Here is a 22,312-nt window from a genome sequence, read left to right as displayed (position 1 = left end):
GGTGGTAAACGGGTTGCTGATGGCGGGAGTGACGAGCGAACGATGAAGAACATGCTGAAGGCAGATCAGACTGTCGATGCAAAGGCCATCCCTGGGCTGGGGTCCGTTGCGCGGGAGTCCTTACAGGAGCGGGTATATCAAGAGCTGGCCAAATCGCTGATGCATGGGGTCTTCGCCGCCGGTCAGGTGTTGCGCATGCAGGCGCTGGCTGACACCTTGCAGGTGTCCATTATGCCCGTGCGAGAAGCGCTGGCGCGTTTGGTCTCCGACCAAGCGTTGGAAATGATGCCGAACCGCTCGACCCGTGTGCCGCTGATCACTGCAGAGCGGCTTGAGGATCTCGCCCGTGTTCGCTGCCTGATCGAAGGCGAGTTGGTGCGACTGGCCACACCCAAGACCGATAAAGCCACGATCAAGAGCCTGCGCGACATGACAGCAGCTTGCGAGGCTGCCTTTGAAAAGCCGCTTGATGATGAACAGGTCAGCGTCACTTCCGGGCTAAATTATCAGTTTCATTTCACCATCTATGGCATGGCAGGGTCGGACGTGCTGTTGCCCATCGTGCGCAGCCTCTGGATGCAATCGGGCCCATTTGTTCGGGCCTCGGCGCTTGTCTATGGTCGCAAGCCTTCGATGACTGCGGTGCATCATCATTGGGCTTTGATTGATGCGCTGGCCGAAGGAGATGCCGGAGCTGCGGTGAAGGCGTTGCATTCCGATATAACCCAATCCTTCAATCTGCTGCGTCAGGATATCGTCGAGGGAACAACTGATGAGTGACAGCTTCGAATTATGGGATCTCAGGGTGGAGGTTATAGCGCCGGAAGGCGGGCCGATTTATTGCGGTGCCAAGGTTGGCGACTATTTCGAGCTGCGCGGTGAGATGATCCATATGCCTCCGGGGCAGGGCTTTTCTATCTATTCGCTGGCGGCCCTTCTGCCGCTTTTGCCTGCCAAGCAGCGGGACACGCACCCCAATGACTGGATGAGCACCGATGCCGAAGTCGCCTGTCCTGATCCCAATTGCAGCACGCGCTTTCGCATCACGCGCATCCGCAAGCGCACATTCAGTCATGCCGAAACAACGGCTGTTCCGCTTGCAGCGGATACGGCACCAGAAAGTGAGACCTGAAATGACGACCCTTCCAAAATTCAGTCTGGCCCCTGACTATGCCATTTCGCGCGTGATCCGCGGCGGATGGCAATTGGCCGGCGGGCATGGGGCGATCGACAAGAAAGCGGCTGTTGAAGACCTGATTGCAACCGCTGAAGCGGGAATCACCACCTTCGACTGCGCCGATATCTATACCGGTGTCGAGGAAATCATCGGCGCCTTCCGCAAAGCCTATGCAGACAAGCACGGTTCCGAGGCGTTGGATGCCATTCATGTCCATACCAAATGCGTGCCGGATCTGGACAAGCTCTCCCGTCTTACCCGCCCGCTGCTGCAGGAAACCATTGACCGTTCGCGTGCCCGTCTGGGTGTGGAGCGTCTTGACCTAGTGCAGTTTCACTGGTGGGATTATGAGCAGGGCGATTGGCTGCAGACGATGCATTGGCTCCACGAATTTCAGCAGGAGGGCCGCTTGCGGTTCCTCAGCTGCACCAATTTCGATAGTGACCATGTTGCAAGCATGAAGGCTGATGGATTGCCGCTGACCACGATACAGCTACAATATTCCCTGCTCGATCATCGGCCCGAAAAACGCATGGCCGCGCTTGCGACCGAGCATGATTTTCATTTTCTCTGCTATGGCACGGTTGCAGGCGGATTCCTTTCGGACCGTTGGCTTGGCGTGGCTGAACCAGAAGGTGATTTGGAGAACCGGTCCCTGATCAAATACAAACTGATCATCGAGGACTTCGGTGGCTGGGATCTTTTCCAATCGCTGTTGCAGTCCCTGCGGACCATTGCTGACCGGCATGACACGGACATCTCGACCATCGCCTCTGCCGCTATTCTGGCAAGGCCCGCCGTTGCTGGCGTGATTGTTGGCGCGCGCAATCGCAGCCATCTAGCTGCCAATCTGGGCATCGGTGCGGTGACGCTAACGCCCGATGATATGGCCGCCATTGACACCATCCTATCTCAGTCGACACCGCTTGAGGGAGATGTCTATAGCCTCGAGCGCGATCGGTTTGGTCGGCACGGATCCATCATGAAATATAATCTCAATAAAGAATAGGCTTAAGCCTTCGCCAAACAGGCCCGAGATGGGCCCCTTCCTACAGGAGTGTAAAATGAAGAAATCATATTTAGCACCGTTGGCCGTTCTGGCGGGGCTTGGAGCATGCATGGCACCTGCCGTGGCGTGCGATGTTGAAGTCGGTATGGTCATGGAATTGACAGGCCCGGCCGGTGTCTATGGGCAGGCTGGCGCAAAGGCCGTTGAGATGGCCTTCAAGGACATCAACGAAGCGGGCGGCGTTTTGGGCTGCACCCTGACAGCTGATACGCGCGATAGCCAGAGCCAGGGCAACGTGGCCGTGGATCAGGCAACGCAGCTGGTCAATATCAAGCATGTGCCGGTGGTTATCGGTGGCATCATCTCCTCGGTTTCCCTGCCGATCCTTACTTCCGTAACAGCCCCTGCGAAGGTGGTTCAGGTCTCTCCGGCCTCATCTTCTCCGACGCTCACCCAGCTGGGCAAGGAAGGAAAGACAGGTGGCTATTTCTTCCGCACGATCACCTCTGATGCGCTACAGGGCACGGCAGCCGCGCAATATGCCATTGATCAGGGCCTTAAAAAGCTCGCCATCATTCACGTCAACAATGACTTCGGCGTCAACATGATGCGCGAATTCTCCGCCACCTTCAAAGCACTTGGTGGTGAAATCACCTCGGTAACCCCGTATAACGAAAAGCAGGCCAACTATTCTTCCGAAGCCACCGCGGCGCTTTCCGGTGAGCCCGAAGCACTCTATCTAGTCAGCTATCCGGTTGATGGTGCCACGATTGCTCGCGCTTGGATTTCCAATGGTGGCCCGCAGAAATTCCTGCTCAACGATGGCATGAACTCATCCGACTTCATCAAGGCTGTCGGCGCTCAATATCTCAATGAAGCCTATGGCACCTCCTCTGGTACGGATGAGACTGCTTCGACCAAATATTTCTACGATAATTTTGCAGACTTCTCCGGCGGCATTGCTCCAGATGCACCTGCTGCAGACCGCTCCTATGATGCGGGAGCGATTGTCGGTCTTGCCATTGCCAAGGCTGGCGAAGCAAAGGCAGACAAGATTCGAGATGCTATCTTTGACGTCACTGGCACTGAAGGTACGCCGATCTATGCTGGTCCGGAAGAATTCAAGAAAGCTCTGGACCTGATCAAGAAGGGCGAGAAAATTCGCTATGAAGGTGTGATTGGACCGGTCGGATTTGACCAGTATGGCGATATCACCGGGCCGTTCCGTCTCTGGAAGATTGCTGACGGGACCATTGAAACCACCGGCATGATGCAGGCTGATGAAGTGGCCGAGATCAAGGCCAAAGCAAACCAGTAATTTTTGAATAGATGCTTGAGACTGAAAGGCTGGAGGCAAGTCCTCCAGCCTTTTTTGTTGCCGTTGCGTTGGCGGCAAAAGACGGATTTATGCGAGCAATTACATTGGGTGTGTTAAAAAGTGAAAACAAATGTAAAATTATGAGAATATACTGATTGTCAAGCTGTGAAAAATTGATAGTATGTGTGAAGATATGCAAAACGCTGTTGCGAGATGAACGGATCAGGAGGAATTGGCTCTGCTTCCCAAACCCAGTCGGTTTGCAGGGTCATGATCTTAAGTCTCTGATGGCTAAAGTGTTTCCACGAATGGTACATGCTCGACAGTGCTCATTTGCCTGAAGGCAGCGCTGTGTCCAATGGCCTTATGCATATAGATACAGGGAGGAACCAACATGTGACCGCTCGGTCATGTGACAGCTCCCCTCGTGTCAAAATAGTCCTTCCCTCCTAAGGGTGCAGAGATCTCAGCAGCGCATTTCGATCTCTGCACCCGGCTTGCACAATCTTGTCGTTAAGGAGAATTTTCATGAAAGCAGCATTGGTCGTCGATACCGAGACAGTCGAAATCCAGGACGTGCCGGAGCCTGAACTCAAGGATGATGATGTCCTGATCAAGGTGAAGGTTGCCGGAGTATGCGGCTCCGACCTACATCTGTTCAAAGGGACACACGCCTTTCGCAAGCCGCCGGCAGTGCTCGGCCATGAAGTGGCTGGCGATGTCGTCAAGGTTGGCTCCAAGGTTACCAAATTCAAAGAGGGCGATCGCGTAACGGTTTTGCCTCAGGTTGGCTGCGGAGAATGTGAGTTCTGCAAGCAGGATCTGGTTAATCTGTGCCTGAACAAGAAAGTCCCTGGCACGCCAAACTGGATCGGCACATTCGTTGAATATTTCAATGCGCCCGAGGAGACCGTTTTCAAGCTTGAGGATTCGGTTACCTATGAAATCGGGTCGTTGACCGAACCGCTCGCCGTAGCTGTGCATGCGCTGGCCCGCGCTAGTATGAAAAGCCGAGATTGCGTGGTCATTCTGGGCACAGGAACCATCGGCATGCTGTGCGTGGTTGCTGCACGTGAAATGGGCTTCAAGAAGATTATCACGACTGATACGGCTCCGTTCAACCGCGAAATGTCACTCAGGCAGGGTGCTATCGTTTCCTATGATCCCTTGAAGGATGATGTGGAGGGGAATGTCAAGAAATTGACTGATGGCCGCGGCGCTGATCTGACGCTTGTCTGCGCCGGAGCCCCGAATATTCTGGATCAGGCTTCTGCATGCACGCGCCGTCGTGGTGAAATCGGACTGGTGGCTATGATCACCAAACCGATCCCCTTCTATTGCTACAGCACCGTTTTCAACGAACAAACCGTTTACGGTGCCATGACTTATGAAACATGTGACTTTGTGAAGGCGGCCGAAATGGTCAATGGCGGTGTCGATCTGTCTGCCTTTGTCACGCAAAGGCTTCCGCTTGATCAAACGCAGGAGGCGCTGGACATCCTCAATCAGAAAAAAGAGGACGTCATCAAGGTTGTTGTGACCTTTTGAGGCGGACGTTGATCGAGAGAAGATTTAACCCTGTAAATGACAATCTGACTTCGGGAGGAAGTTTGAAAATGAAGAGTCTATTGTCTCTGGCTTCAAAGCCACTGGCCTTTTGTGCCCTCGCAGCACTGGTAACTCTGGGTGTTCCCGGGCAAAGCCGCGCTGATGACGTGCTCACACTGAAGCTGGGCCATATCCAGTCTGAGAAAGACCTGTGGCACTTTGGCGCCGAGAAATTCAAGGAAGAGCTTGAAGCCCGTTCCGATGGTAAGATCACATTGGCTATCTATCCCAACTCCACGTTGGGTGGTGACCGTGATCTGGTTGAAGGCATGCAGATGGGCACGGTTGATTTTGGCCTGATTGCTGGTGTGCTTGGCAACTTCGAACGCTCAATCCAGTTGCTCGAATTGCCCTATCTGTTTCACTCACAAGATGAGTTCAATACCGTTATTCATGGTGAAATCGGTGGTGAGATCGCTCAGAATGTGCTGGATCAAGCCAATATCCGCATCCTGAATTGGTGGGATCGCGGCCCGCGTGAAGTGACCTCCAACAAGCCGATCAACGGCCTGGAAGATCTGCAAGGGCTGAAGATCCGTGTGCCTGAAATTCCTGCCATGGTCACGACCTGGCGTGAAATTGGCGCCAACCCGACGCCAATGGCCTGGAGTGAGGTTTATACCGGTCTCGAGCAGAATGTGATTGAAGCTCAGGAAAACCCGATCCCGTTCATCTATGGTGGTCGCATCAACGAAGTGCAGAAATATATCGCCTTCACCGATCACAAATATGAGTATGTCACTATCGCGATGAGCAATGTCCGCTGGCAGCAGCTGACAGAAGAACAGCAGAAAATCGTCACCGAAGCTGCCGCCGCTGCAACCGAAGCAGAAAACAAGGCTGTTAGCGAGCAGGCTGAAAAACTCCTGCAGGAAATGGTCGATGGTGGTCTGCAGGTTACCCATCCTGATAACGGTCCGATTGCGGCTGCGGCGACAAAAGCCCATGAAGCTTTTGCCAAGGACGTCAATCTCGACCTCTATAATCGCATCCAGAAAACCCTGGGCCGGTAATAGTCGGATCTGATCCTCGCCATCGCGCTGCATCCTTTTTGCTGATCGAGCATTTGCTCCTCTGCGGCCTGAAGAACCAGTGCGGTGGCCCATTTTCCACGATTTGAAAGACGGCGGAGGAGCCATCATGGAAAAGCTAGACACATTTATTCACCGAACGCTGCTCTGGACCATAGCAAGCCTCATGTTCGTCATGATGGGCCTTACCTTCACGCAGGTCGTTGCACGCTATCTGATGCATCATTCTCTGAGCTGGTCTGAAGAAGTCGGACGGTATGTCTTCGTCTGGATTTCCTTTCTCGGTCTGGCGGCGGCCTTTCGCTCGGGTGCGCATGTCGCGCTCGATATTCTCTCCGATATTCTGTCTCCCGCCCCGCGCCGGGTGCTTGCAGTCATCAATACATCCTTCATCTTCATTCTGGCGATTTCCTTGTTCTTTGGCGGCATTGCCCTGATGAAATTCGGCATGAACCAACGCAGTCCGGCGTTGGATTTGCCCATGTATCTCGTTTATCTGGTCATCCCCTTCAGCGGGATTGCCCTTGGCTATTTCGCATTGCGCGCGGTTTGGGGCCACCTGACCGCCAAATTGGAGGACTGAACAGTGCTTGGCTTGATCTTGTTTGGCGGATTTGCCTTCTTCCTCGTTCTCGGCCTGCCTGTCGGTTTCGGACTGGCGCTGGCTTCTGTCGCTGCGATTTTCTACAAGGGCTTTCCAATTGCCCTTTTCGGACAGCGCATGTTTACCGCCGTGGATTCCTTTCCCTTGATGGCCATTCCGCTGTTCATGTTGGCCGGTTCCCTGATGGGGCATGGGGGCATTACGCGCCGGATTATCAATTTTACCCTGTCCTTCGTTGGCAATGTGCGGGGCAGTCTAGGCCATGTTGTTTCGCTGAGTGGTGTTATCATGGGGGGCATCTCCGGCTCGGGCGTGGCTGATGTGGCTGCTCTGGGCTCTGTTATGATCCCCGAAATGAAAGATCGCAAATATGATGCTGGCTTCTCTGCGGCGCTTGTGGCTTGCTCGGGCAGTATCGGGCTGATTGTTCCTCCATCCATCGCCATCATCATCTATGGTGTTGCAACGCAGTCATCGATCGGCGACTTGTTTATGGCCGCCATTGCGCCAGGTGTGCTTATCGGTCTGGGCTTTCTGGCCTACTCCTATTATTTCGCGCGCAAAAAGGGCTATCCCAAAGAAGGCAAGGTGAGCCATCAGGAAAAGTGCCGCCGCTTCAAGGATGCTAGCTGGGCTCTGATGATGCCGATCATCATAATCGGCGGTATCCGGATGGGCATCTTTACCCCGACTGAAGGTGGCGCAGTGGTGTCTGTCTACGCGCTGTTTGTTGGCATGTTTGTCTATAAGGAAATCACCCTTGCCAAGATACCGCGGATCTGCATGGAGGCAGCTATTGCAACGGCTGTCATCTCGGCCATCATCGCTTCGACGTCCCTTTTCGGCTGGCTGCTGACCAGTGAGCAGATCCCGCAATATCTAGCAGGCAAGATCCTGTCGTTGACGGACAATAAATATGTTCTGTTGCTTCTCATCAACGTCATGCTGCTCATCGTTGGCATGTTTATCGACAGCGGACCGGCCATTCTGTTGCTGACGCCCATCCTCGGGCCTGTTGCATCAAGCCTTGGCATCGATCCGGTTCAGTTCGGCCTTGTCATGGTTATCAACCTCACGATTGGCCTGCTGACGCCACCGGTTGGGACTGCCATGTATGTCGCGGCGAACATTTCCGGGGTTCCGGCGCTCAAGCTGACCAAGAGTTTTGTTCCCTTTTGGATGATCATGATTGCGGTCCTGATGCTTGTGACCTTCGTTCCCGCCTTTACCACATGGGCATCCTGATGCCTTGGGGCAAAGCAGATTGCTGGATCCTTGCAAGAGAAAACAGAGAGGCATGATCGACATGACAGCCAAGATTTATCTGGTGCGACATGGCGAGACCGAGTGGAACCGTGATGACCGGATGCAGGGCCAGCAAGATTCACTGCTGACCGCCAAGGGCCGGGCGCAGGCCAAGCAGACAGGACGTGCCCTTGCCAGAGTGGGGGCTGATAATCTGCCCACCTGGGTTAGCCCGCTTGGGCGAGCAGTGGCCACCTCTGCATTGATTGCAGAGGAGGTGGCTCTGGGACCGGTCATGCTGGAACCGCGCGTCAAAGAAGTGGGGCTTGGCTCCTGGGAGGGGTGGACCGGCGAGGAGATTGCCCGTTTTCACGGGGAGGCACTCGCTGACATCCCGCGCTCTGCCTGGGGCTTTTACAGCCCGGATGGCGAAGGGTTCGAGCTTGCTGCGAGTCGCGTCAGGGAATGGCTCGGCGAGCGCACCGAAAGCGCAATCCTGGTGATCGCTCATGGCATGATCGGGCGGGTTTTCCGAGGGCTTCTGACGAGCATGACGCCCGAAGAAGCGATGATCTCAAATGTGCCGCAGGATGCCATCTGGTGCTTTCATGAAGGACATTTGACCGAATTGGCCGTGGAAGGCCTGTCGTGATGGACGTGAACTTCGCCCTGCGTGCCAAGATGCCGCCAGAGCGAAGCTTCAAGCGTAAGACAAAGGAATGGAAAGATGAGCTTGTTATTGGGCGTGATTGCTGACGATTTCACCGGTGCGACCGATATCGCCGGATTTCTGGTTGCCAATGGGATGGCTACGACACAGTTGATCGGGGTCCCCGCAGACGACATCGAGGTGGATGCAGAAGCCATCGTGATTTCGTTGAAGTCGCGATCCTGTCCCGCCGACGAAGCGATTGCAGAAAGTCTGCAAGCCCTTGAATGGTTGCGCGCGAAAGGGTGCAAGCGGATTTTCCAGAAATACTGCTCCACCTTCGATTCCAGCAAAGAAGGCAATATCGGCCCCGTGGCTGATGCTCTGCTGGATGCCCTTGATGACAGCCTGACGGTGGTTTGCCCCGCTTTGCCGATCAATGGTCGTACGATTTATAATGGCTATCTGTTCGTCAATGGCGTGCTGCTGGAAGAATCTGGCATGCGTAACCACCCCATCACCCCCATGACAGACAGCAGTCTGATGCGCCTGATGGAAGCCCAGTCTGCGGGGCGCTGTGGGGTTGTTCCCGCAGAAATCATCGATGAGGGTGTCAAGGCAGTCAAAGCGGCGCTGGAAGCTGCACGCGCAGAGGGCAAACGCTATATGGTGCTGGACAGCATTACGGATACCCATCTGGATATTGTTGGTGAAGCCGTCATGGACATGCCGCTCGTAACCGGCGGGTCAGGCTTGGGGGCAGGTATAGCCAGAGCCCTGAAACAGCCCGATCTGGCGGACGCGGAAGATGCGGCAAAAGCGGGGGCCGCCCAACCGGGACGGGGGGTTGTTCTTGCCGGGTCCTGCTCCACGATGACCAACCGGCAGGTCGCTCTTTATAAAGCCAAAGCCCCGTCACGCGCTGTCGAACCGGAGCGCTGCATGGCCAATGCTGAAGGGTATGGCAAGGAACTGGCCGCATGGGTGCTGGATCAGCCATCCGGGCCGGACAGTCTTTCCCCCATGCTGCATGCTACAGCTGACCCTGAAACGTTGCAGACCATTCAGAAGAAATATGGCGCGAAGGCATCCAACGCCATTGAGCAGACCTTTGCCGTTGTCTCGGGCATTCTGGCAGAGCAGGGCACCACGCGCTTTGTCGTTGCCGGAGGGGAAACATCAGGGGCTGCCGTCAAGGCGTTGGCGCTTTCCGGGTTTGCAATTGGCCCTCAGATCGCTCCGGGTGTGCCATGGGTACGAGCCATCGATAAACCCTATTCGCTGGCTCTCAAATCAGGCAATTTTGGCGCGGAGACCTTCTTCTTCGATTGTCAGATGCCGGAAGCGCTGGCCGGATTGAACTTGGCTGACAAATAACAATAAAGAGGTGAGCATCATGACCAACCAAGACACAATCACCCAGATGTGCAGTCTGTGCGCAAGCCTGTATGATCGCGGCTATGCCGTGGGCGGTGCCGGCAATGTTTCGGTTCGAACGGAGAGCGGAGGCTTTATCGTTACGCCAACAGGCAGCAGTCTGGGGCGTCTTGATCCTGACAAGCTGGCTGAATTCGATAAGAATGGAACTCTGATCAGCGACTATCGGCCATCAAAGGAATTCGCCTTCCATAAGGGGCTCTATGAAGTGCGGCCGGATATCGGGGCTGTCGTGCATTTGCATTCCACCTATCTTACGGCATTGTCATGCCTTGAGAATCTGGATAGAGACAATGCCTTACGGGCTTTTACGCCCTACTATGTTATGCGGGTTGGGTATTTGCCTGTCGTGCCATATTATCGCCCCGGTGCGTCTGAGATTGCGCGGGATCTTGAAAGTCTGGCCAGGAAGCATCCGGTCAATGCCTTTCTGCTTGCGTCCCATGGCGTGGTGGTTTTGGGAAAAACCATAGAAGAAGCCGTTGGCAATGCTGAGGAACTGGAAGAAACAGCCAAGCTGTTCTTCCTGCTTGATGGAAAACCGCTTCATTATTTGAATGAAGCTGAAGTGGCCGAACTTAGGCAGTAGTAGTCCGGGGAGCAATCCGGGGCAAAGAAAACAAGGGCAATGGGAAGCTTTGCGTCCGCCTTTTTATGGCGCAAGGCGAACGCATTGCATGAACTTGTAAACTGAAGGTTGCATTGTTAAGAATGACACTTGCGCTTGGCGTGCATTTGTCTAATCACTGCTGAAAACCTTGGGTGTGACTGCAAGACTGGGCCGGGCTTTGTTCCCGCAAAAAGAGGTATACCGATGATACCTGCTGAAAGACAACGTCGTATTCGTCAGGCGATTGAAACCAAAGGCATGATCAGTTTTGCCGAAATGGCTGAGATACTCGATGTTTCCCAGATGACGGTTCGACGCGACATGCAGTTGCTGGAGCGCCAGGGGCATTTGACGCTGGTTTCTGGCGGTGCGGAGCGTGTGGGGCGCTTCTTTACTGAATTGCCGATGAGTGAAAAGCGCACCCTTCAGCATGCCGAGAAAACGGCCATTGCACGGGAAGCTGTGAAAATGGTGCGACCGGGCAGTGCCATCTATTTCGATGCCGGCACGACCTGTCTTGCGATTGCCGAGGAAATCGTCAAACGGCCCGAGCTGCGTGATTCCATTATCGCGGTGACCAATGACTTCACGGTCATCAATCAGTTTATGCTGAACTCGGGCTGTCGCCTTTATCATACGGGTGGTGAAGTGCTGCGCGAAAATAAATCCTGCATCGGCGAGCTGACTTCACGCGTTATCAGTGGTCTGAATATCGACCTTGCCTTTCTTTCCTCCTCATCGTGGAATGAAACATGGATGTCTACGCCCAATGAAGCCAAAATTGCCGTCAAGATCGCGGCGATCAAAGCGTCCGAGCGCACGGTTCTGGTGACGGACACCTCGAAATTCGGCAAAGTGGGCTTTTTCAATGTCATCAAGCTGCAAGAGCTGGATGCCGTGATCACCGATAGTGCCCTGTCTCCTGACATACAGGAGCATCTTGTGCGAACCGGGGTCAATCTCAAGCTTGTTGATCCTGTCATTGATGACGAAGATCTTGATGAAGGGGCGTCGGCCTAGAGCATGATGGTCTGCTTTTAGGGCTGCTCTTCGGGAGGCACCGGAATGATCGAGCCGGGAACCGCATAGTCCTCGATCTTGTCGCGCAGCATGTCGACGAGCGTGTTGACCATCGGGTCGGGATCGTCCTCGCAGTGACGAATAACCCCGAATGAGACCCATCGTTCAGGAAGCAGAGGCCTTGTGGTGACAAGGCTGCGGTCCATAGCCAGCGTGCTGAGCCTGTCGATGATGGTTAGCCCGGCACCATGCGCTACCAGATGCTCGGTTATCTGGGATGTTCCCGCAAGAATTTCCTTCTCGATCCGGATGCTTTGCGCATCGAACATCATGTCGGTCTGGCGTCGGAGCAGCATGCCCGGAAAATTCTGCACCAGAGTTTCGCCTGCCAGATCTTCTAGCGTCACATGTGTTTTCTTGGTGAAGGGGTGGTCGGCTGGCATCAACACTTCAAATACGGCCCTGACCAGCGGTGTGCTTCTGGCCGAACGGAAGCTGATGGGTACATTGCCAAAGCTGAGATCATATTCCCGTCCATTGATCCAGCTTTCGATATCGCGGTGCGATCGCACATCCAGCGACAGTTTGACCTCGGGGTATTCCTTTGAAAATCGCGCCACGCTTGGTGCCACAACCGAAAGTGCCGTGCGGGGCATGGTCACCATTCTCAGCCGCTTGGGGCGATGGGCGCGGATTTCATCGGCAATGGCCGGGATCTCCCTGAGGCCCGCCAATATACGATGCGCTTCACGGTTAAAGGCGGCGCCTTCCTCTGTCAGGCGGAGGCGCTTTTTCTCGCGCTTGAACAAGGTCAGCCGCAACTCGGCTTCCAGAATGGCAATAAGGCGGCTGACGGCCGGTTGGCTTAAATGCATGGCGCGGGCTGCCCCGCTCACAGACCCCTCGGTAATCACCGCCTGAAACGCCATCAAGGCCTTAATGTTCATTATATAACCAGTCTAATATCAGTTAATTTTATATTCTCATATAGTATATGCATAAGCGCTATAACTCAATAAGAACTATATTGGTCGGAAGTCATTTGTTCCCCCGCATTTTTTTCCGCCTATCAAGTCGAGTTCGCCAATGTCAGTTCTTTCTCCCCGCCCATCAAGCGTCGACGCCCTAATAGCGCGTCTTCCCGACCGTCAGAGCATTGATGTCAATGGCCTTTCGGTTTCCTATCGCGCCATGGGGGAGGGGACACCTATTCTTTTCCTGCACGGCCTTTTGGGGAGCGCTGATAGCTGGGTGCTTCAGCTGCTGGGCCTGTCGAACCGTTATCGGGTGATCTCCTGGGATGCGCCCGGCTATGGTCAGTCCGATGGGGTCGAAGACCCCGATATCGAGCTGTTCGTCAAACAATTGCAGGGCTTCATTTCAGCGCTTGGTCTTGTTGCGCCAGTTCTGGTCGGCCATTCCATGGGCGGCGTGTTGGCAGCCCGGCTGGCGGCAGCCCCCCGCCAGCCGGTCTCCCGGCTCGTGCTCTCCTGTACCCATCCCGGTTATGGTGCGCCTCGCGATACGCCGCCAACGCAGAAGCTTCAGGATCGCATGGTAGCGCTCAAGGAAGAGGGGGCAGTTGCCTATGGGCGCGAAAGGGCTGGCGCCATGGTTGCCCATCCCATCGATCCTTTCTTGCTGGAGGTGGCTGCTCATGTGGCCGCTGGCACGCGGCCGGACGGCCTGTTTACGGCGACCCGCATGCTGCAATTTGCCGATCTGCGCCCGCATTACCAGCATATCGAAGTGCCTACCAAGGTGCTGTTTGCGGAACGCGATCCTGTTGTTCAGCCCGCTCTTAGCGCTGAGCTGAAAGAGCTTACACCTTTTGCGCTTCATGAAACTTTGCCCAATGTCGGACATGCCCCCTATCTGGAGGATGCTGATAGTTACGAAAGGGCCATAACCGCGTTTCTCATCGAAGAAACGGACTTGACAAAAGCGCGCTAGTCCGCAAGAGGGCGGCTCTTTTGTCCAACTTTCAGCCGTGTCGGATCGAAGCTTGTTAAAAAACTTCTTCTTAAACAGCGGCACCAAATAACAAAAATAGCGAAATCGCGTACATGCCGACTGACCATGGCAATGGCCGCGACAAAAAAGGAGGAAATCCATGACCGGATTTTTAATCGGCCTAGTGATTACCGTGGTGGTGGCTTGGCTCATCATCAAGAAGTATCAGGCCCACACAGTGCTGCTGATCGCAGGCTTGCTGCTGCTCAGCCTCACGCTGCTGGTTCAGCCAGAAACATCCATTCTGTTCAAAAATGCCAAAAGCACGGGACTGTCCCTGTTTGACATTTTCGACTATGTCCGCGGTTCTCTTGCCTATCGTGCAGCGGGCCTCGGTCTGATCATTATGTCTGCTGGCGGCTTTGCCAAATATATGGACCATATCGGCGCAACCGATGCTATGGTTGATGTGGCTATTCGCCCGCTCAAGCTGCTGAATGCGCCTTATGTCGTTCTGGCTCTGGGCTATGCTGTTGGGCAGGTACTCAACATTTTCATTCCAAGTGCGGCTGGTCTTGCCATGCTCTTGCTGGTGACCTTCTACCCAACGCTGGTGCGTCTCGGAGTGAGCGCTGCCGCAGCCGCTGCCATGATCGGCACCACTGCCGTGCTTGACCTTGGTCCGGCATCGGGCGCTTCCAACCTGGCTGCCAAAACTTCCGAACTTGATGTGGCTGTCTATTTTGCCCAGCATCAGATTCCGGTCGGTATTGCGGCAATCATCGTCATTTCGCTGCTGACCTATGTGTCCGGTCGCTATTTCGATGGCAAGGCCGGTCATGTGGCTACGGCTGAAGAAGCAAGCGAGGTTTCAGAAAATGAGAGCATCAAGCGGGCTCCAACCTTCTATGCGTTGCTGCCGATCATTCCGTTGTCCCTGATCCTGATCTTCTCCAAGCTGCTGGTCAGCTCTGTGAAGCTCAATGTGGTGACTGCCATGATCATCGGCGCCCTGTTTGCCTTCGTTTGCGAGCTGATCCGGCACCGCAATGGCAAGGATGCTGCCAAGGGCTTCATGGCCTTTTTTGATGGCATGGGCAAGATGTTTGCCCGCATCGTCAGCCTGATCGTTTGTGCGGAAGTCTTTGCTGCCGGTCTGAAGACCATCGGCATGGTCAACTTCCTCATCGATGCGGCGCAGAATGCCGGTTTTGGCATCACCGCCATGACCATCGTCATGTGCCTGATGGTGACTGTGATTGCCGTTATTACCGGCTCTGGCAATGCGGCCTTCTTCTCCTTTGGGCATCTGGCTCCCAATATTGCTTCCAGCTTTGGTGCAACGGCTGTTTCCATGCTGCTGCCGATGCAGCTGGTCGCTGGTCTGGCGCGCTCCATGTCCCCGGTCGCCGGTGTCATCATCGCAGTGAGTGATGCGGGCAATTGTACCCCGATCGATATCGTCAAGCGCACTGCACTGCCGGTTGTTGGCGGGATCGTAACCGTGGTCCTCATCTCCGTGATCTTTGCCTAAGGATCATGCTCAAAAATGGGGAAGTGGGGCTCTCACTTCCCTTTCAACTCCCATTCCCAACGTGTGAAATCGACCGGCACCCCTTTGGGGACTGGTCTGAAAGAGACGAATATGAACAGGACACCACTTGATATCGAGAGTTATCTCAAAGACCTTGAAACTCTGGTCAATATCGACAGTGGCAGCCACGACAGGGCCGGCGTTCTCAAGGTTTCGGAGTTTTTTACCGAGGAATTCTCAAAGCTTGGATGGCAGGTGTCCAGCCATGAGGTTGATGACGCTCTGGCACCTTGTCTGGAAATGCGCAGCCCAAATGCCGAAGACACATTCGACATCCTCATTCTGGGTCATGTGGACACGGTCTTCCCGAAAGGAACCGCTGCAGAGAGACCTTTCCGCATCGAGGATGGTCGGGCTTATGGGCCCGGCGTCATGGATATGAAGGCAGGGGATCTGTTTGCGCTCTATCTTGCGCGCGCCTTGCATGAAAGTGGCGAAGATATGCCCTCGATCTGCGTTGCGTTCAACAGCCATGAGGAAATCGGGTCTCGCAAGGCTCGCCCATGGATTGAGGCTCTGGCTGCGAAAAGTAAGCGGGCCTTCATTCTTGAGCCCGCCCGCGCCAATGGTGATCTTGTCTATGAGCGCAAGGGATGCAGCCGTTATCACCTGGCCTTTCATGGCAAGGCAGCCCATTCCGGTGTTGACCCGCAAAATGGGGCCAGTGCTGTCAACGAGCTTGCCCATTGGGTGATCGAGCTGCACAAGCTGACCGATTTTGACGAGGGGCTTAATCTCAATGCCGGTCTGGTTTCCGGCGGCACTTCCGTTAATGCCATCGCGGAACGGGCCGAGGCTGAGGTTGACGTTCGGCTCGTCACCCTTGAACAGGCACAGCGGGTGCAAGATCGCATCGACGCAATGCAGAAAGCGCCTTTCACCGATGGTGTGCGCGTTGACGTAAGCGGAGGCATGACCCGCCCGCCGATGAATGCAACCGAAGAAACCAAAGCACTATGCAGCCGTATCGACGCCATTGCCAAGCCGCTTGATATTCAGTTTGGCTGGCAGAAAACCGGCGGCGGGTCGGATGGTAATTTTACGGCCTCTCTTGGCCTGCCCACCATCGACGGCATGGGGCCGATTGGCGGTCGGGCGCATAGCCGTGAAGAGTATCTCGAAGTAGATAGTATCGCCGAGCGCTTTGCCCTGCTTGTTGAAATCGTGCGTGATTTCAAGAACAGCTGATCCGGTCCCCTAGACCCCACTTCCGCGCGTCCGGATCGTGCTGCAGTCCTGTTTGCATTCCTGATTATGCAGACAGGACGCTTTTCTGCACTTTTCTCTTTCTTATGGGAGTCAGTGCAGTCGCTCTCCTTCCCCCGACCCCATAGGGCCGCTCGAAGCCTGTTTTGCCTTGCAAGTCAGATCTGGCCTGCAAGAGGCATCGTGCCCTGTGTCTCTGCATGAGTCCCTTGGCATTCTCTGGGCGTGCGCCCGTAAGGGCCACCTCTCATTGCCCCAATTTCCTATACGAGCAGACAAATGAAAATCGAAAATAGTATTCTCCGACAGGCCGCGCTCAACGCGGGTATCGGAGCCGAGGAACTGGCCGTCTTCTTTTCCGAAGGGAAGGTGGTCACCTATCAGGCCAATGAATGGATCTTTCAGGAATCCACGCCGCGCCTCTGGGCCGGAGTGATCCTTGAAGGAGATCTTGAGCTTGTTCGTGGTCTGCATGGGGCCTCTCGCAAGATTGGAACCATGATCGCCGGCGCCCTTATTGCGGAGGGAGCCTTTCTTGAGGGAGATGCCCATTCCAATGGTGCCGTTACGCGCAATGGCGTGAAAATCTGGCAGATCTCCCGCGAACGGATTGAGGACATCAAGGCCAATCAGCCTGAACTGTTCTACAAAATTGTTTCGCAGATAGCCGTTGGCATCAATCGGCGCTTGCGTGTTTTGTCCAACAAGCTTTATCAGACCAGCAAGACCCTCGATGTAGAGATGAGCGGCTTCCGGCAGGAGAGCGACTCGTTGGGCACGCGGGAAATCTCAGATTCCGTCTATTACGGCGTGCAGACCCAGCGGGCGCTGGAGAATTTCCCGATCTCGGGCGTGCGGCTTAACAATTTCGATCACATGATCGAGGCGCTGGCCATGGTCAAAAAGGCGGCTGCCTTGGCCAACTATCAGCTCGGCAGACTTGATGAAGCGCGTATGAAGGCCATTTGCGGTGCTTGTGAAGAAATTCTGGATGGCAAACTGCATGAGCATTTCAAGGTTGATATGTTTCAGGGCGGGGCGGGCACCTCAACCAACATGAATGCGAATGAAGTCATCGCCAATCGCGGTCTTGAATTGATGGGCTATGACAAGGGCGATTATCGGCATCTGCATCCCAACGACCATGTGAACTGCTCCCAGTCGACAAATGATTCCTACCCGACAGCCATCAAGCTGGCGGTGCTGCTTTCCAATCGCAATCTTGTGCGGGCAATGAACGCATTGCGCGGGGCACTGGCACGCAAGGCCGAGGAATTTCAGGATGTCCTGAAAATGGGCCGCACGGAAAACCAGGATGCCGTGCCCATGACATTGGGGCAGGAATTCAGTGCCTATGCGGTCATGATCGAGGGCGCCATTGCTTCGCTTGAAGAGGCTGCACTTGCCATGCAGGCCGTCAATATGGGCGCGACGGCGATCGGCACGGGGATCAACAGTCCGTCCGGCTATGCGCCGCTTGTCGTTGAAAAGCTATCAGAGGTCAGCGGCTTTACTCTGCGTCTTGCCCCCAATCTGGTTGAAGCAACGCAGAATGCGGGCAAATTCGTGCAGATGTCGGCGATGCTCAAGCTCGCAGCGGTGCAGATTTCCAAGATTTGCAATGATTTGCGGTGGCTGTCTTCGGGGCCGCGCTGTGGCCTCAATGAAATCAATCTACCCCCAATGCAGCCAGGGTCTTCCATTATGCCGGGTAAGGTAAACCCGGTTATTCCGGAGCTTGTGAACCAGATCTGTTATCAGGTTATGGGCTATGACAGCGTGGTGTCCATGGCCGCCGAGGCGAGCGAGCTGGAGCTTTGCATGGGTGAGCCTCTGATTGCCTATGATCTTCTGCATGGCATGATGATCCTCAAAAATGGCTGTGTGACACTGGCATCGCGCTGTGTCGAGGGCATTGAGGCGAACCGGGATGTCTGCCTTGGCTATGTGCAGTCGAGCATCGGGCTGGTGACGGCACTGGTGCCTCATATCGGCTATGAGCAGTCTGCCGCAATCGCCAAGCAGGCACTCAAGACCAACGAGACGGTGTATGATCTGGTTCTGCAGAAGAAGCTTCTCTCGCAGGACGAACTGGACGAGATCTTGAAGCCGGAAACCATGACGGACCCACGTTCCGCTGGCGATGCCTGATTGGTCACAGCATTCATATTCTGAATGGAATGAAAAGGAGGGTAGCACAGGTGCTATCCTCCCTTTTTGATTGCGCGGTGAAGTGGCCTGTCACTTCCAGACAGAGAAGCCACCGTCCACCACCAGATTATGTCCGTGGACATAGTCCGAGGCGGAGGAGGCGAGGAAGAGAATAGCCCCTTCCAGATCGTCCGGTTCCTTCCCCATACGCCCTAGTGGTGTGAGATCGCTATAGCCCGAGATAAACGCGGGGTGATGGTTGCGCTCAATGCCACCGGGGGAGATGGCATTGACATTCACCCCCATCGGGCCGAGATAGCCAGCCAGATCGCGGGTCATGGCGAGAATGCCTCCCTTGGCTGCGGCATAGTCAACTGGCTGACCGAGCATACCCGCCGGCTCATAGATGCGCCTGTCCCGCCCGACAATGGCGGCAATGGAGCCGAAATTGATGATCTTGCCGTGACCCTGATCGGCCATGCTTTTGCCAAAGGCACGGCAGCAGAGCAGAGGCCCCGTCAGGTTGCTATCAATCATGGCACGGATATCGGAAGGCGTACGTTCGAACAATTTGGCAATCGACGCACCGACCCCGCCACCTGCATTGTTGATGAGGATGTCACAAGCCGGGCACCAGTTGAAGAAGGCGCTGGCTGCCGCGTCGATGGATTCAGGTTCCGTATGATCCAGCTCCAAAGCCAGGCAGTTGTTGCCATGTTCGGCACGGAGCTTGTCGCAAGCTTCTTCGGCGCGACTTATGCTGCGCGAGGAAATAGCAACAGAGGCCCCTGCAGCGGCGAGAATGTTCGCCGCTGCGAAGCCGATATTTGCTGCGCCGCCTGTGACAAGGGCGCTTTTACCCCGCAAGTCAAACAGGCTTTCAATGCGGCTAGGCATTCTTTTGCGCCTCTCTCCATTCGATGATAGGCAGAATGGCTTCTTTCATGAGGGCGCGATCATCCTTTGTCAGCGGGCGGAAGGGGCGACGGGATACACCGGCGGGGATACCCATGATCTCAAGGGCTTCCTTAGAGCCGGGCATGACGCCCACTTCGATGAGAGCATCGATTGCGCGGTTGGCAATGGCCTGCAGCTTGCGGGCTTCTGCGATGTTGCCACTGAGGGTGAACTCTCTGAGCGCGACGAAGAGATCGCCCATGAAGTTGTAGGTGGTGCCAATGGCGCCGTCCGCTCCGCTGGCAAGGCCTGCAAGGCACATTTCATCATAGCCATTAAAGAGCAGGGCATCCGGGCAGAAGGTTTTGAGCCGTTCAAGCTGATACATGTCTGACGAGGTATGCTTGATGCCAATGATGTTGGGATGCGCCAACAGTTCCGTCAGTTCTTTGGTGGAGAAGCTGGCAGTACGGGCAGGGAAATTATAGATGATGAGTGGTAGGCTTGACGCGTCGGCCAGGGCCAGATAGTGGGCCAGAACCTCTTCGCGCGAGAAGCCGTAATAATAGGGGGTGATGGCCGAAATGGCCTGATAGCCTGCTTTGGCAGCGGCATCAGCCAGCGCGATGGCTTCTTTCGTTGCGATGGTGCCCACATGGGCAATCAGGGTTAGCTTGCCTTCAGCAGCCTCGGCTGCCTTTTCAAGGCATGCGACGCGCTCATCATGGGGCTGAAGCATCGCTTCGCCAGAACTGCCTCCGACATAGATGCCCTGCAGGCCCTGCTTGCGCACAAAGCTGACAAGCTGTTCGAGGGCTTCATAATTCACGCTCTCATCCTCGTTGAACGGGGTCAGCAGAGCGGCAAAGATTCCTTTGAATGTGTCCATGATCGTATCGATTCATTGTCTCGTTTGTTGTTCGGGGAGCCGGGCGGGACAGGGCCTGCCCGGGAACTATGTGAAGCGTTGGCCGCCAGCCCTTAGCCCATCAGCAGATGGGGAATGAAGGTGACCAGAGAGGGAACTAGGGTCAGCAGGGCCAGAAGTCCGAAAAGAGGGATGAGGAATGGCAGGATGCCGATTGCCAGTTTGCCGAAGGGGATGTTGCCCACCTTGGACACCACAAACAACGCCACGCCCATGGGTGGGGTCAGGATGCCGATCATCAGGTTGAGAATAACCAGAACGCCGAAATGGATCGGGTCGATGCCATAGCTCATGGCGGCGGTTACCAGCACCGGAACAATCAGCAGCAGAATGGCCAAAACTTCGATGAAGGTACCCAGAAACAGTAGCAGCAGGTTGACGATCAGCAGGAAGGTTAGCGGGTTGCTGGAGAAATCAAGGAAGAACTGGGCCACATGTTGCGGGATCTGTTCCTTGGCGAGCACATAGCCGAACAGATTGACGCCCATCATCAAAAGGCCGACTGAAGCCGTGTGGTTGAGCGTATCGCGCAATACCTCGAACAGTTTGGCCCATGTCAGCTCGCGATAGACGACGGTTCCCAGAAGAAGGGCATAGCTGGCAGCGACCACGGCTGCTTCGGTGGGAGAGAAAATTCCGGCAAAGATGCCGCCCACGATGATCAGAGGCGTAAGAAGCGGCACAACCGCGCGGCTGAAGCTGATAGCGACCTCGCGGCAGGAAGCCTTTTCATCCTTCGGGTAGTGGCGGATCTTGGCAATGGTATAGACCATGATCATCAGCACCAGTGCGCAGAGCACGCCGGGGACTATTCCGCCAAGGAATAGGCCACCAATGGAGGTGTTGGATATCACGCCATAAACAACAAGCGGCACGGATGGGGGGACCAATGGGCCGATGATGGCGGAAGCCGCTGTTACCGAACCGGCAAATTTGGCATCATAACCGGCATCGCGCATGGCCTTGATTTCAAGCTGGCCCAATCCCGCCGCATCGGCAACTGCCGAGCCTGACATGCCAGAGAAGAGCAGGGAGGCGAGAATGTTGACATGGCCAAGTCCACCGGACACATGACCGACGAGGGCCTTGGCAAAACGGAAGATTCGTTCTGTGACACCTGCCGTGTTCATCAACTGAGCGGTGAGGATGAAGAAGGGAATGGCCAGCAACGGAAAACTGTTGAGACCGGCCACCATCCGCTGGGCTGCGAAATTGATGCCGCGCCCTTCCAGGAGCATATAGGCCAGTGAGGCGACAATCAGGGTAAAGCCGACCGGCATTCCCGCAAAGAGCAGTCCGAACCAGCCACCAAAAACATAGAACATTATAGCGACCTTTCTCGGGAATCCTGCACAAGGATCGTGTCCTTGTTGTCAGGGGATGACTGACCGGTGATCAAAAAGCGTATATTCTCGATAATGACGATGACCATGCGAAAGGCCATCAGGGCCGCACCGACGGGCAAGGCGCCATAGAGGAAAGCTTCGGAAACACCCAAGGTGACGGACACCACGCGATTGGCGCGCAGCATGCCGAAATAGCCATACCAGACCAGCATCAGCAGAGCGGCGACCACCACCATATTCAAAAGCGTGCGCAAGAGGATGCGCAGGCGGTCTGGCAGCATGAGCACGAACACATCCATTGAGATGTGCGAGCGGCTGCGGACGCATTCTGCGGCCCCCATGGCCACCATCCAGACAAACAGATAGCGGGCGGCTTCTTCTGTCCAGAAGAGCGGGGCGTGAAAGACAAATCGGGTAATCACCTGGAGCGCGATGGCGCCGAAGACAAAAATGGACAGCACGATCCCGATGGTCTCCTCAAATCTGAGAAGACGCTGATATAGAAATGACGATTTCATGGACAAAGCCT

At 55.2% G+C, this 22,312-nt stretch carries 21 protein-coding genes; 16 read left to right on the top strand and 5 right to left on the bottom strand.

Features of this window, described 5'->3' with window-relative positions:
• Positions 1–42 precede the first annotated feature (42 nt).
• From BM258_RS12585 to BM258_RS12530, 12 genes are all read left to right on the top strand, one after another.
• The gene (locus BM258_RS12585) at positions 43–780 is read left to right on the top strand and encodes a GntR family transcriptional regulator (RefSeq protein ID WP_244544695.1); all 738 of its coding nucleotides are present in this window, start codon (positions 43–45) and stop codon (positions 778–780) included.
• Positions 773–1,132 carry a TIGR04076 family protein gene (locus tag BM258_RS12580; RefSeq protein WP_090072786.1) on the top strand — a complete coding sequence of 120 codons (360 nt, stop codon included), beginning with the start codon at positions 773–775 and terminating at the stop codon, positions 1,130–1,132. Before BM258_RS12585 ends, BM258_RS12580 begins: the two co-directional genes overlap by 8 nt.
• A 1-nt stretch (position 1,133) precedes the next feature.
• Positions 1,134–2,186: an aldo/keto reductase gene (locus BM258_RS12575; protein ID WP_090072784.1), complete on the top strand. Its 1,053-nt coding sequence runs from the start codon at positions 1,134–1,136 to the stop codon at positions 2,184–2,186.
• Between the two features lie 55 nt (positions 2,187–2,241).
• Complete coding sequence (locus BM258_RS12570) at positions 2,242–3,504, top strand: ABC transporter substrate-binding protein (protein WP_090072782.1); 1,263 nt, start codon at positions 2,242–2,244, stop codon at positions 3,502–3,504.
• A gap of 528 nt (positions 3,505–4,032) precedes the next feature.
• The gene (locus BM258_RS12565) at positions 4,033–5,052 is read left to right on the top strand and encodes a zinc-dependent alcohol dehydrogenase (protein WP_090072780.1); all 1,020 of its coding nucleotides are present in this window, start codon (positions 4,033–4,035) and stop codon (positions 5,050–5,052) included.
• 68 nt (positions 5,053–5,120) lie between these two features.
• Positions 5,121–6,125, top strand: coding sequence for a TRAP transporter substrate-binding protein (locus BM258_RS12560; protein WP_090072778.1), 1,005 nt, complete (start codon positions 5,121–5,123; stop codon positions 6,123–6,125).
• Positions 6,126–6,252: 127 nt separating this feature from the next.
• On the top strand, positions 6,253–6,726 hold the full coding sequence (locus tag BM258_RS12555; RefSeq protein ID WP_090073131.1) for a TRAP transporter small permease: 474 nt from the start codon (positions 6,253–6,255) through the stop codon (positions 6,724–6,726).
• Between the two features lie 3 nt (positions 6,727–6,729).
• Positions 6,730–7,992, top strand: coding sequence for a TRAP transporter large permease (locus BM258_RS12550; RefSeq protein WP_090072777.1), 1,263 nt, complete (start codon positions 6,730–6,732; stop codon positions 7,990–7,992).
• Positions 7,993–8,044: 52 nt separating this feature from the next.
• The gene (locus BM258_RS12545; RefSeq protein WP_090072775.1) at positions 8,045–8,644 is read left to right on the top strand and encodes a histidine phosphatase family protein; all 600 of its coding nucleotides are present in this window, start codon (positions 8,045–8,047) and stop codon (positions 8,642–8,644) included.
• A gap of 81 nt (positions 8,645–8,725) precedes the next feature.
• Complete coding sequence (gene otnK, locus BM258_RS12540; protein ID WP_090073129.1) at positions 8,726–10,018, top strand: 3-oxo-tetronate kinase; 1,293 nt, start codon at positions 8,726–8,728, stop codon at positions 10,016–10,018.
• Between the two features lie 19 nt (positions 10,019–10,037).
• Positions 10,038–10,667, top strand: coding sequence for a 3-oxo-tetronate 4-phosphate decarboxylase (gene otnC, locus BM258_RS12535; protein WP_090072773.1), 630 nt, complete (start codon positions 10,038–10,040; stop codon positions 10,665–10,667).
• Between the two features lie 225 nt (positions 10,668–10,892).
• Entirely contained in the window at positions 10,893–11,708 is an 816-nt protein-coding gene (locus BM258_RS12530) for a DeoR/GlpR family DNA-binding transcription regulator (RefSeq protein WP_090072772.1), read from the top strand.
• 17 nt (positions 11,709–11,725) lie between these two features.
• Here BM258_RS12530 and BM258_RS12525 read toward each other — a convergent pair whose 3' ends face one another.
• Entirely contained in the window at positions 11,726–12,655 is a 930-nt protein-coding gene (locus BM258_RS12525; protein ID WP_090072770.1) for a LysR family transcriptional regulator, read from the bottom strand.
• A gap of 139 nt (positions 12,656–12,794) precedes the next feature.
• On the opposite strand from BM258_RS12525, the gene BM258_RS12520 reads away from it, so the two are divergent.
• The 4 genes from BM258_RS12520 to BM258_RS12505 all read left to right on the top strand — a co-directional run bounded on the left by BM258_RS12520 (position 12,795) and on the right by BM258_RS12505 (position 18,612).
• Complete coding sequence (locus tag BM258_RS12520; RefSeq protein WP_090072768.1) at positions 12,795–13,661, top strand: alpha/beta fold hydrolase; 867 nt, start codon at positions 12,795–12,797, stop codon at positions 13,659–13,661.
• Between the two features lie 160 nt (positions 13,662–13,821).
• The gene (gene dcuC / locus BM258_RS12515) at positions 13,822–15,195 is read left to right on the top strand and encodes a C4-dicarboxylate transporter DcuC (protein ID WP_090072766.1); all 1,374 of its coding nucleotides are present in this window, start codon (positions 13,822–13,824) and stop codon (positions 15,193–15,195) included.
• A 111-nt stretch (positions 15,196–15,306) separates the two neighbouring features.
• Positions 15,307–16,443: a M20 family metallopeptidase gene (locus BM258_RS12510; protein WP_090072764.1), complete on the top strand. Its 1,137-nt coding sequence runs from the start codon at positions 15,307–15,309 to the stop codon at positions 16,441–16,443.
• Positions 16,444–16,740: 297 nt separating this feature from the next.
• Entirely contained in the window at positions 16,741–18,612 is a 1,872-nt protein-coding gene (locus BM258_RS12505) for an aspartate ammonia-lyase (RefSeq protein WP_090072762.1), read from the top strand.
• A gap of 90 nt (positions 18,613–18,702) precedes the next feature.
• On the opposite strand, the gene BM258_RS12500 is transcribed toward BM258_RS12505, so the two are convergent.
• The 4 genes from BM258_RS12500 to BM258_RS12485 form a co-directional block, all read right to left on the bottom strand.
• Entirely contained in the window at positions 18,703–19,509 is an 807-nt protein-coding gene (locus BM258_RS12500) for an SDR family oxidoreductase (RefSeq protein WP_090072759.1), read from the bottom strand.
• Complete coding sequence (locus BM258_RS12495; protein WP_090072757.1) at positions 19,502–20,398, bottom strand: N-acetylneuraminate lyase; 897 nt, start codon at positions 20,396–20,398, stop codon at positions 19,502–19,504. Before BM258_RS12495 ends, BM258_RS12500 begins: the two co-directional genes overlap by 8 nt.
• 92 nt (positions 20,399–20,490) lie before the next feature.
• Positions 20,491–21,762 (bottom strand): TRAP transporter large permease, encoded by a 1,272-nt coding sequence (locus BM258_RS12490; RefSeq protein ID WP_090072756.1) that lies wholly within the window; start codon positions 21,760–21,762, stop codon positions 20,491–20,493.
• The gene (locus BM258_RS12485) at positions 21,762–22,301 is read right to left on the bottom strand and encodes a TRAP transporter small permease (RefSeq protein ID WP_090072754.1); all 540 of its coding nucleotides are present in this window, start codon (positions 22,299–22,301) and stop codon (positions 21,762–21,764) included. The genes BM258_RS12490 and BM258_RS12485 overlap by 1 nt, the downstream gene beginning before the upstream one ends.
• Positions 22,302–22,312 lie beyond the last annotated feature (11 nt).

The sequence above is a fragment of the Cohaesibacter marisflavi genome (assembly GCF_900115225.1).
GTDB lineage: Bacteria > Pseudomonadota > Alphaproteobacteria > Rhizobiales > Cohaesibacteraceae > Cohaesibacter > Cohaesibacter marisflavi.
The sequence above is the reverse complement of the archived record's forward strand: the minus strand, read 5'-3'. Positions and strand labels throughout refer to the sequence as shown.

Coding starts and splice junctions, on each gene's coding strand:
- BM258_RS12525 (WP_090072770.1), bottom strand. CDS start 12,655: ATGAACATTAAGGCCTTGATGGCGTTTCAGGCGGTGATTACCGAGGGG.
- BM258_RS12510 (WP_090072764.1), top strand. CDS start 15,307: ATGAACAGGACACCACTTGATATCGAGAGTTATCTCAAAGACCTTGAA.
- BM258_RS12585 (WP_244544695.1), top strand. CDS start 43: ATGAAGAACATGCTGAAGGCAGATCAGACTGTCGATGCAAAGGCCATC.
- BM258_RS12560 (WP_090072778.1), top strand. CDS start 5,121: ATGAAGAGTCTATTGTCTCTGGCTTCAAAGCCACTGGCCTTTTGTGCC.
- BM258_RS12565 (WP_090072780.1), top strand. CDS start 4,033: ATGAAAGCAGCATTGGTCGTCGATACCGAGACAGTCGAAATCCAGGAC.
- BM258_RS12555 (WP_090073131.1), top strand. CDS start 6,253: ATGGAAAAGCTAGACACATTTATTCACCGAACGCTGCTCTGGACCATA.
- BM258_RS12485 (WP_090072754.1), bottom strand. CDS start 22,301: ATGAAATCGTCATTTCTATATCAGCGTCTTCTCAGATTTGAGGAGACC.
- BM258_RS12530 (WP_090072772.1), top strand. CDS start 10,893: ATGATACCTGCTGAAAGACAACGTCGTATTCGTCAGGCGATTGAAACC.
- BM258_RS12575 (WP_090072784.1), top strand. CDS start 1,134: ATGACGACCCTTCCAAAATTCAGTCTGGCCCCTGACTATGCCATTTCG.
- BM258_RS12545 (WP_090072775.1), top strand. CDS start 8,045: ATGATCGACATGACAGCCAAGATTTATCTGGTGCGACATGGCGAGACC.
- BM258_RS12500 (WP_090072759.1), bottom strand. CDS start 19,509: ATGCCTAGCCGCATTGAAAGCCTGTTTGACTTGCGGGGTAAAAGCGCC.
- BM258_RS12490 (WP_090072756.1), bottom strand. CDS start 21,762: ATGTTCTATGTTTTTGGTGGCTGGTTCGGACTGCTCTTTGCGGGAATG.
- BM258_RS12505 (WP_090072762.1), top strand. CDS start 16,741: ATGAAAATCGAAAATAGTATTCTCCGACAGGCCGCGCTCAACGCGGGT.
- otnC (WP_090072773.1), top strand. CDS start 10,038: ATGACCAACCAAGACACAATCACCCAGATGTGCAGTCTGTGCGCAAGC.
- BM258_RS12580 (WP_090072786.1), top strand. CDS start 773: ATGAGTGACAGCTTCGAATTATGGGATCTCAGGGTGGAGGTTATAGCG.
- BM258_RS12520 (WP_090072768.1), top strand. CDS start 12,795: ATGTCAGTTCTTTCTCCCCGCCCATCAAGCGTCGACGCCCTAATAGCG.
- BM258_RS12570 (WP_090072782.1), top strand. CDS start 2,242: ATGAAGAAATCATATTTAGCACCGTTGGCCGTTCTGGCGGGGCTTGGA.
- dcuC (WP_090072766.1), top strand. CDS start 13,822: ATGACCGGATTTTTAATCGGCCTAGTGATTACCGTGGTGGTGGCTTGG.
- BM258_RS12495 (WP_090072757.1), bottom strand. CDS start 20,398: ATGGACACATTCAAAGGAATCTTTGCCGCTCTGCTGACCCCGTTCAAC.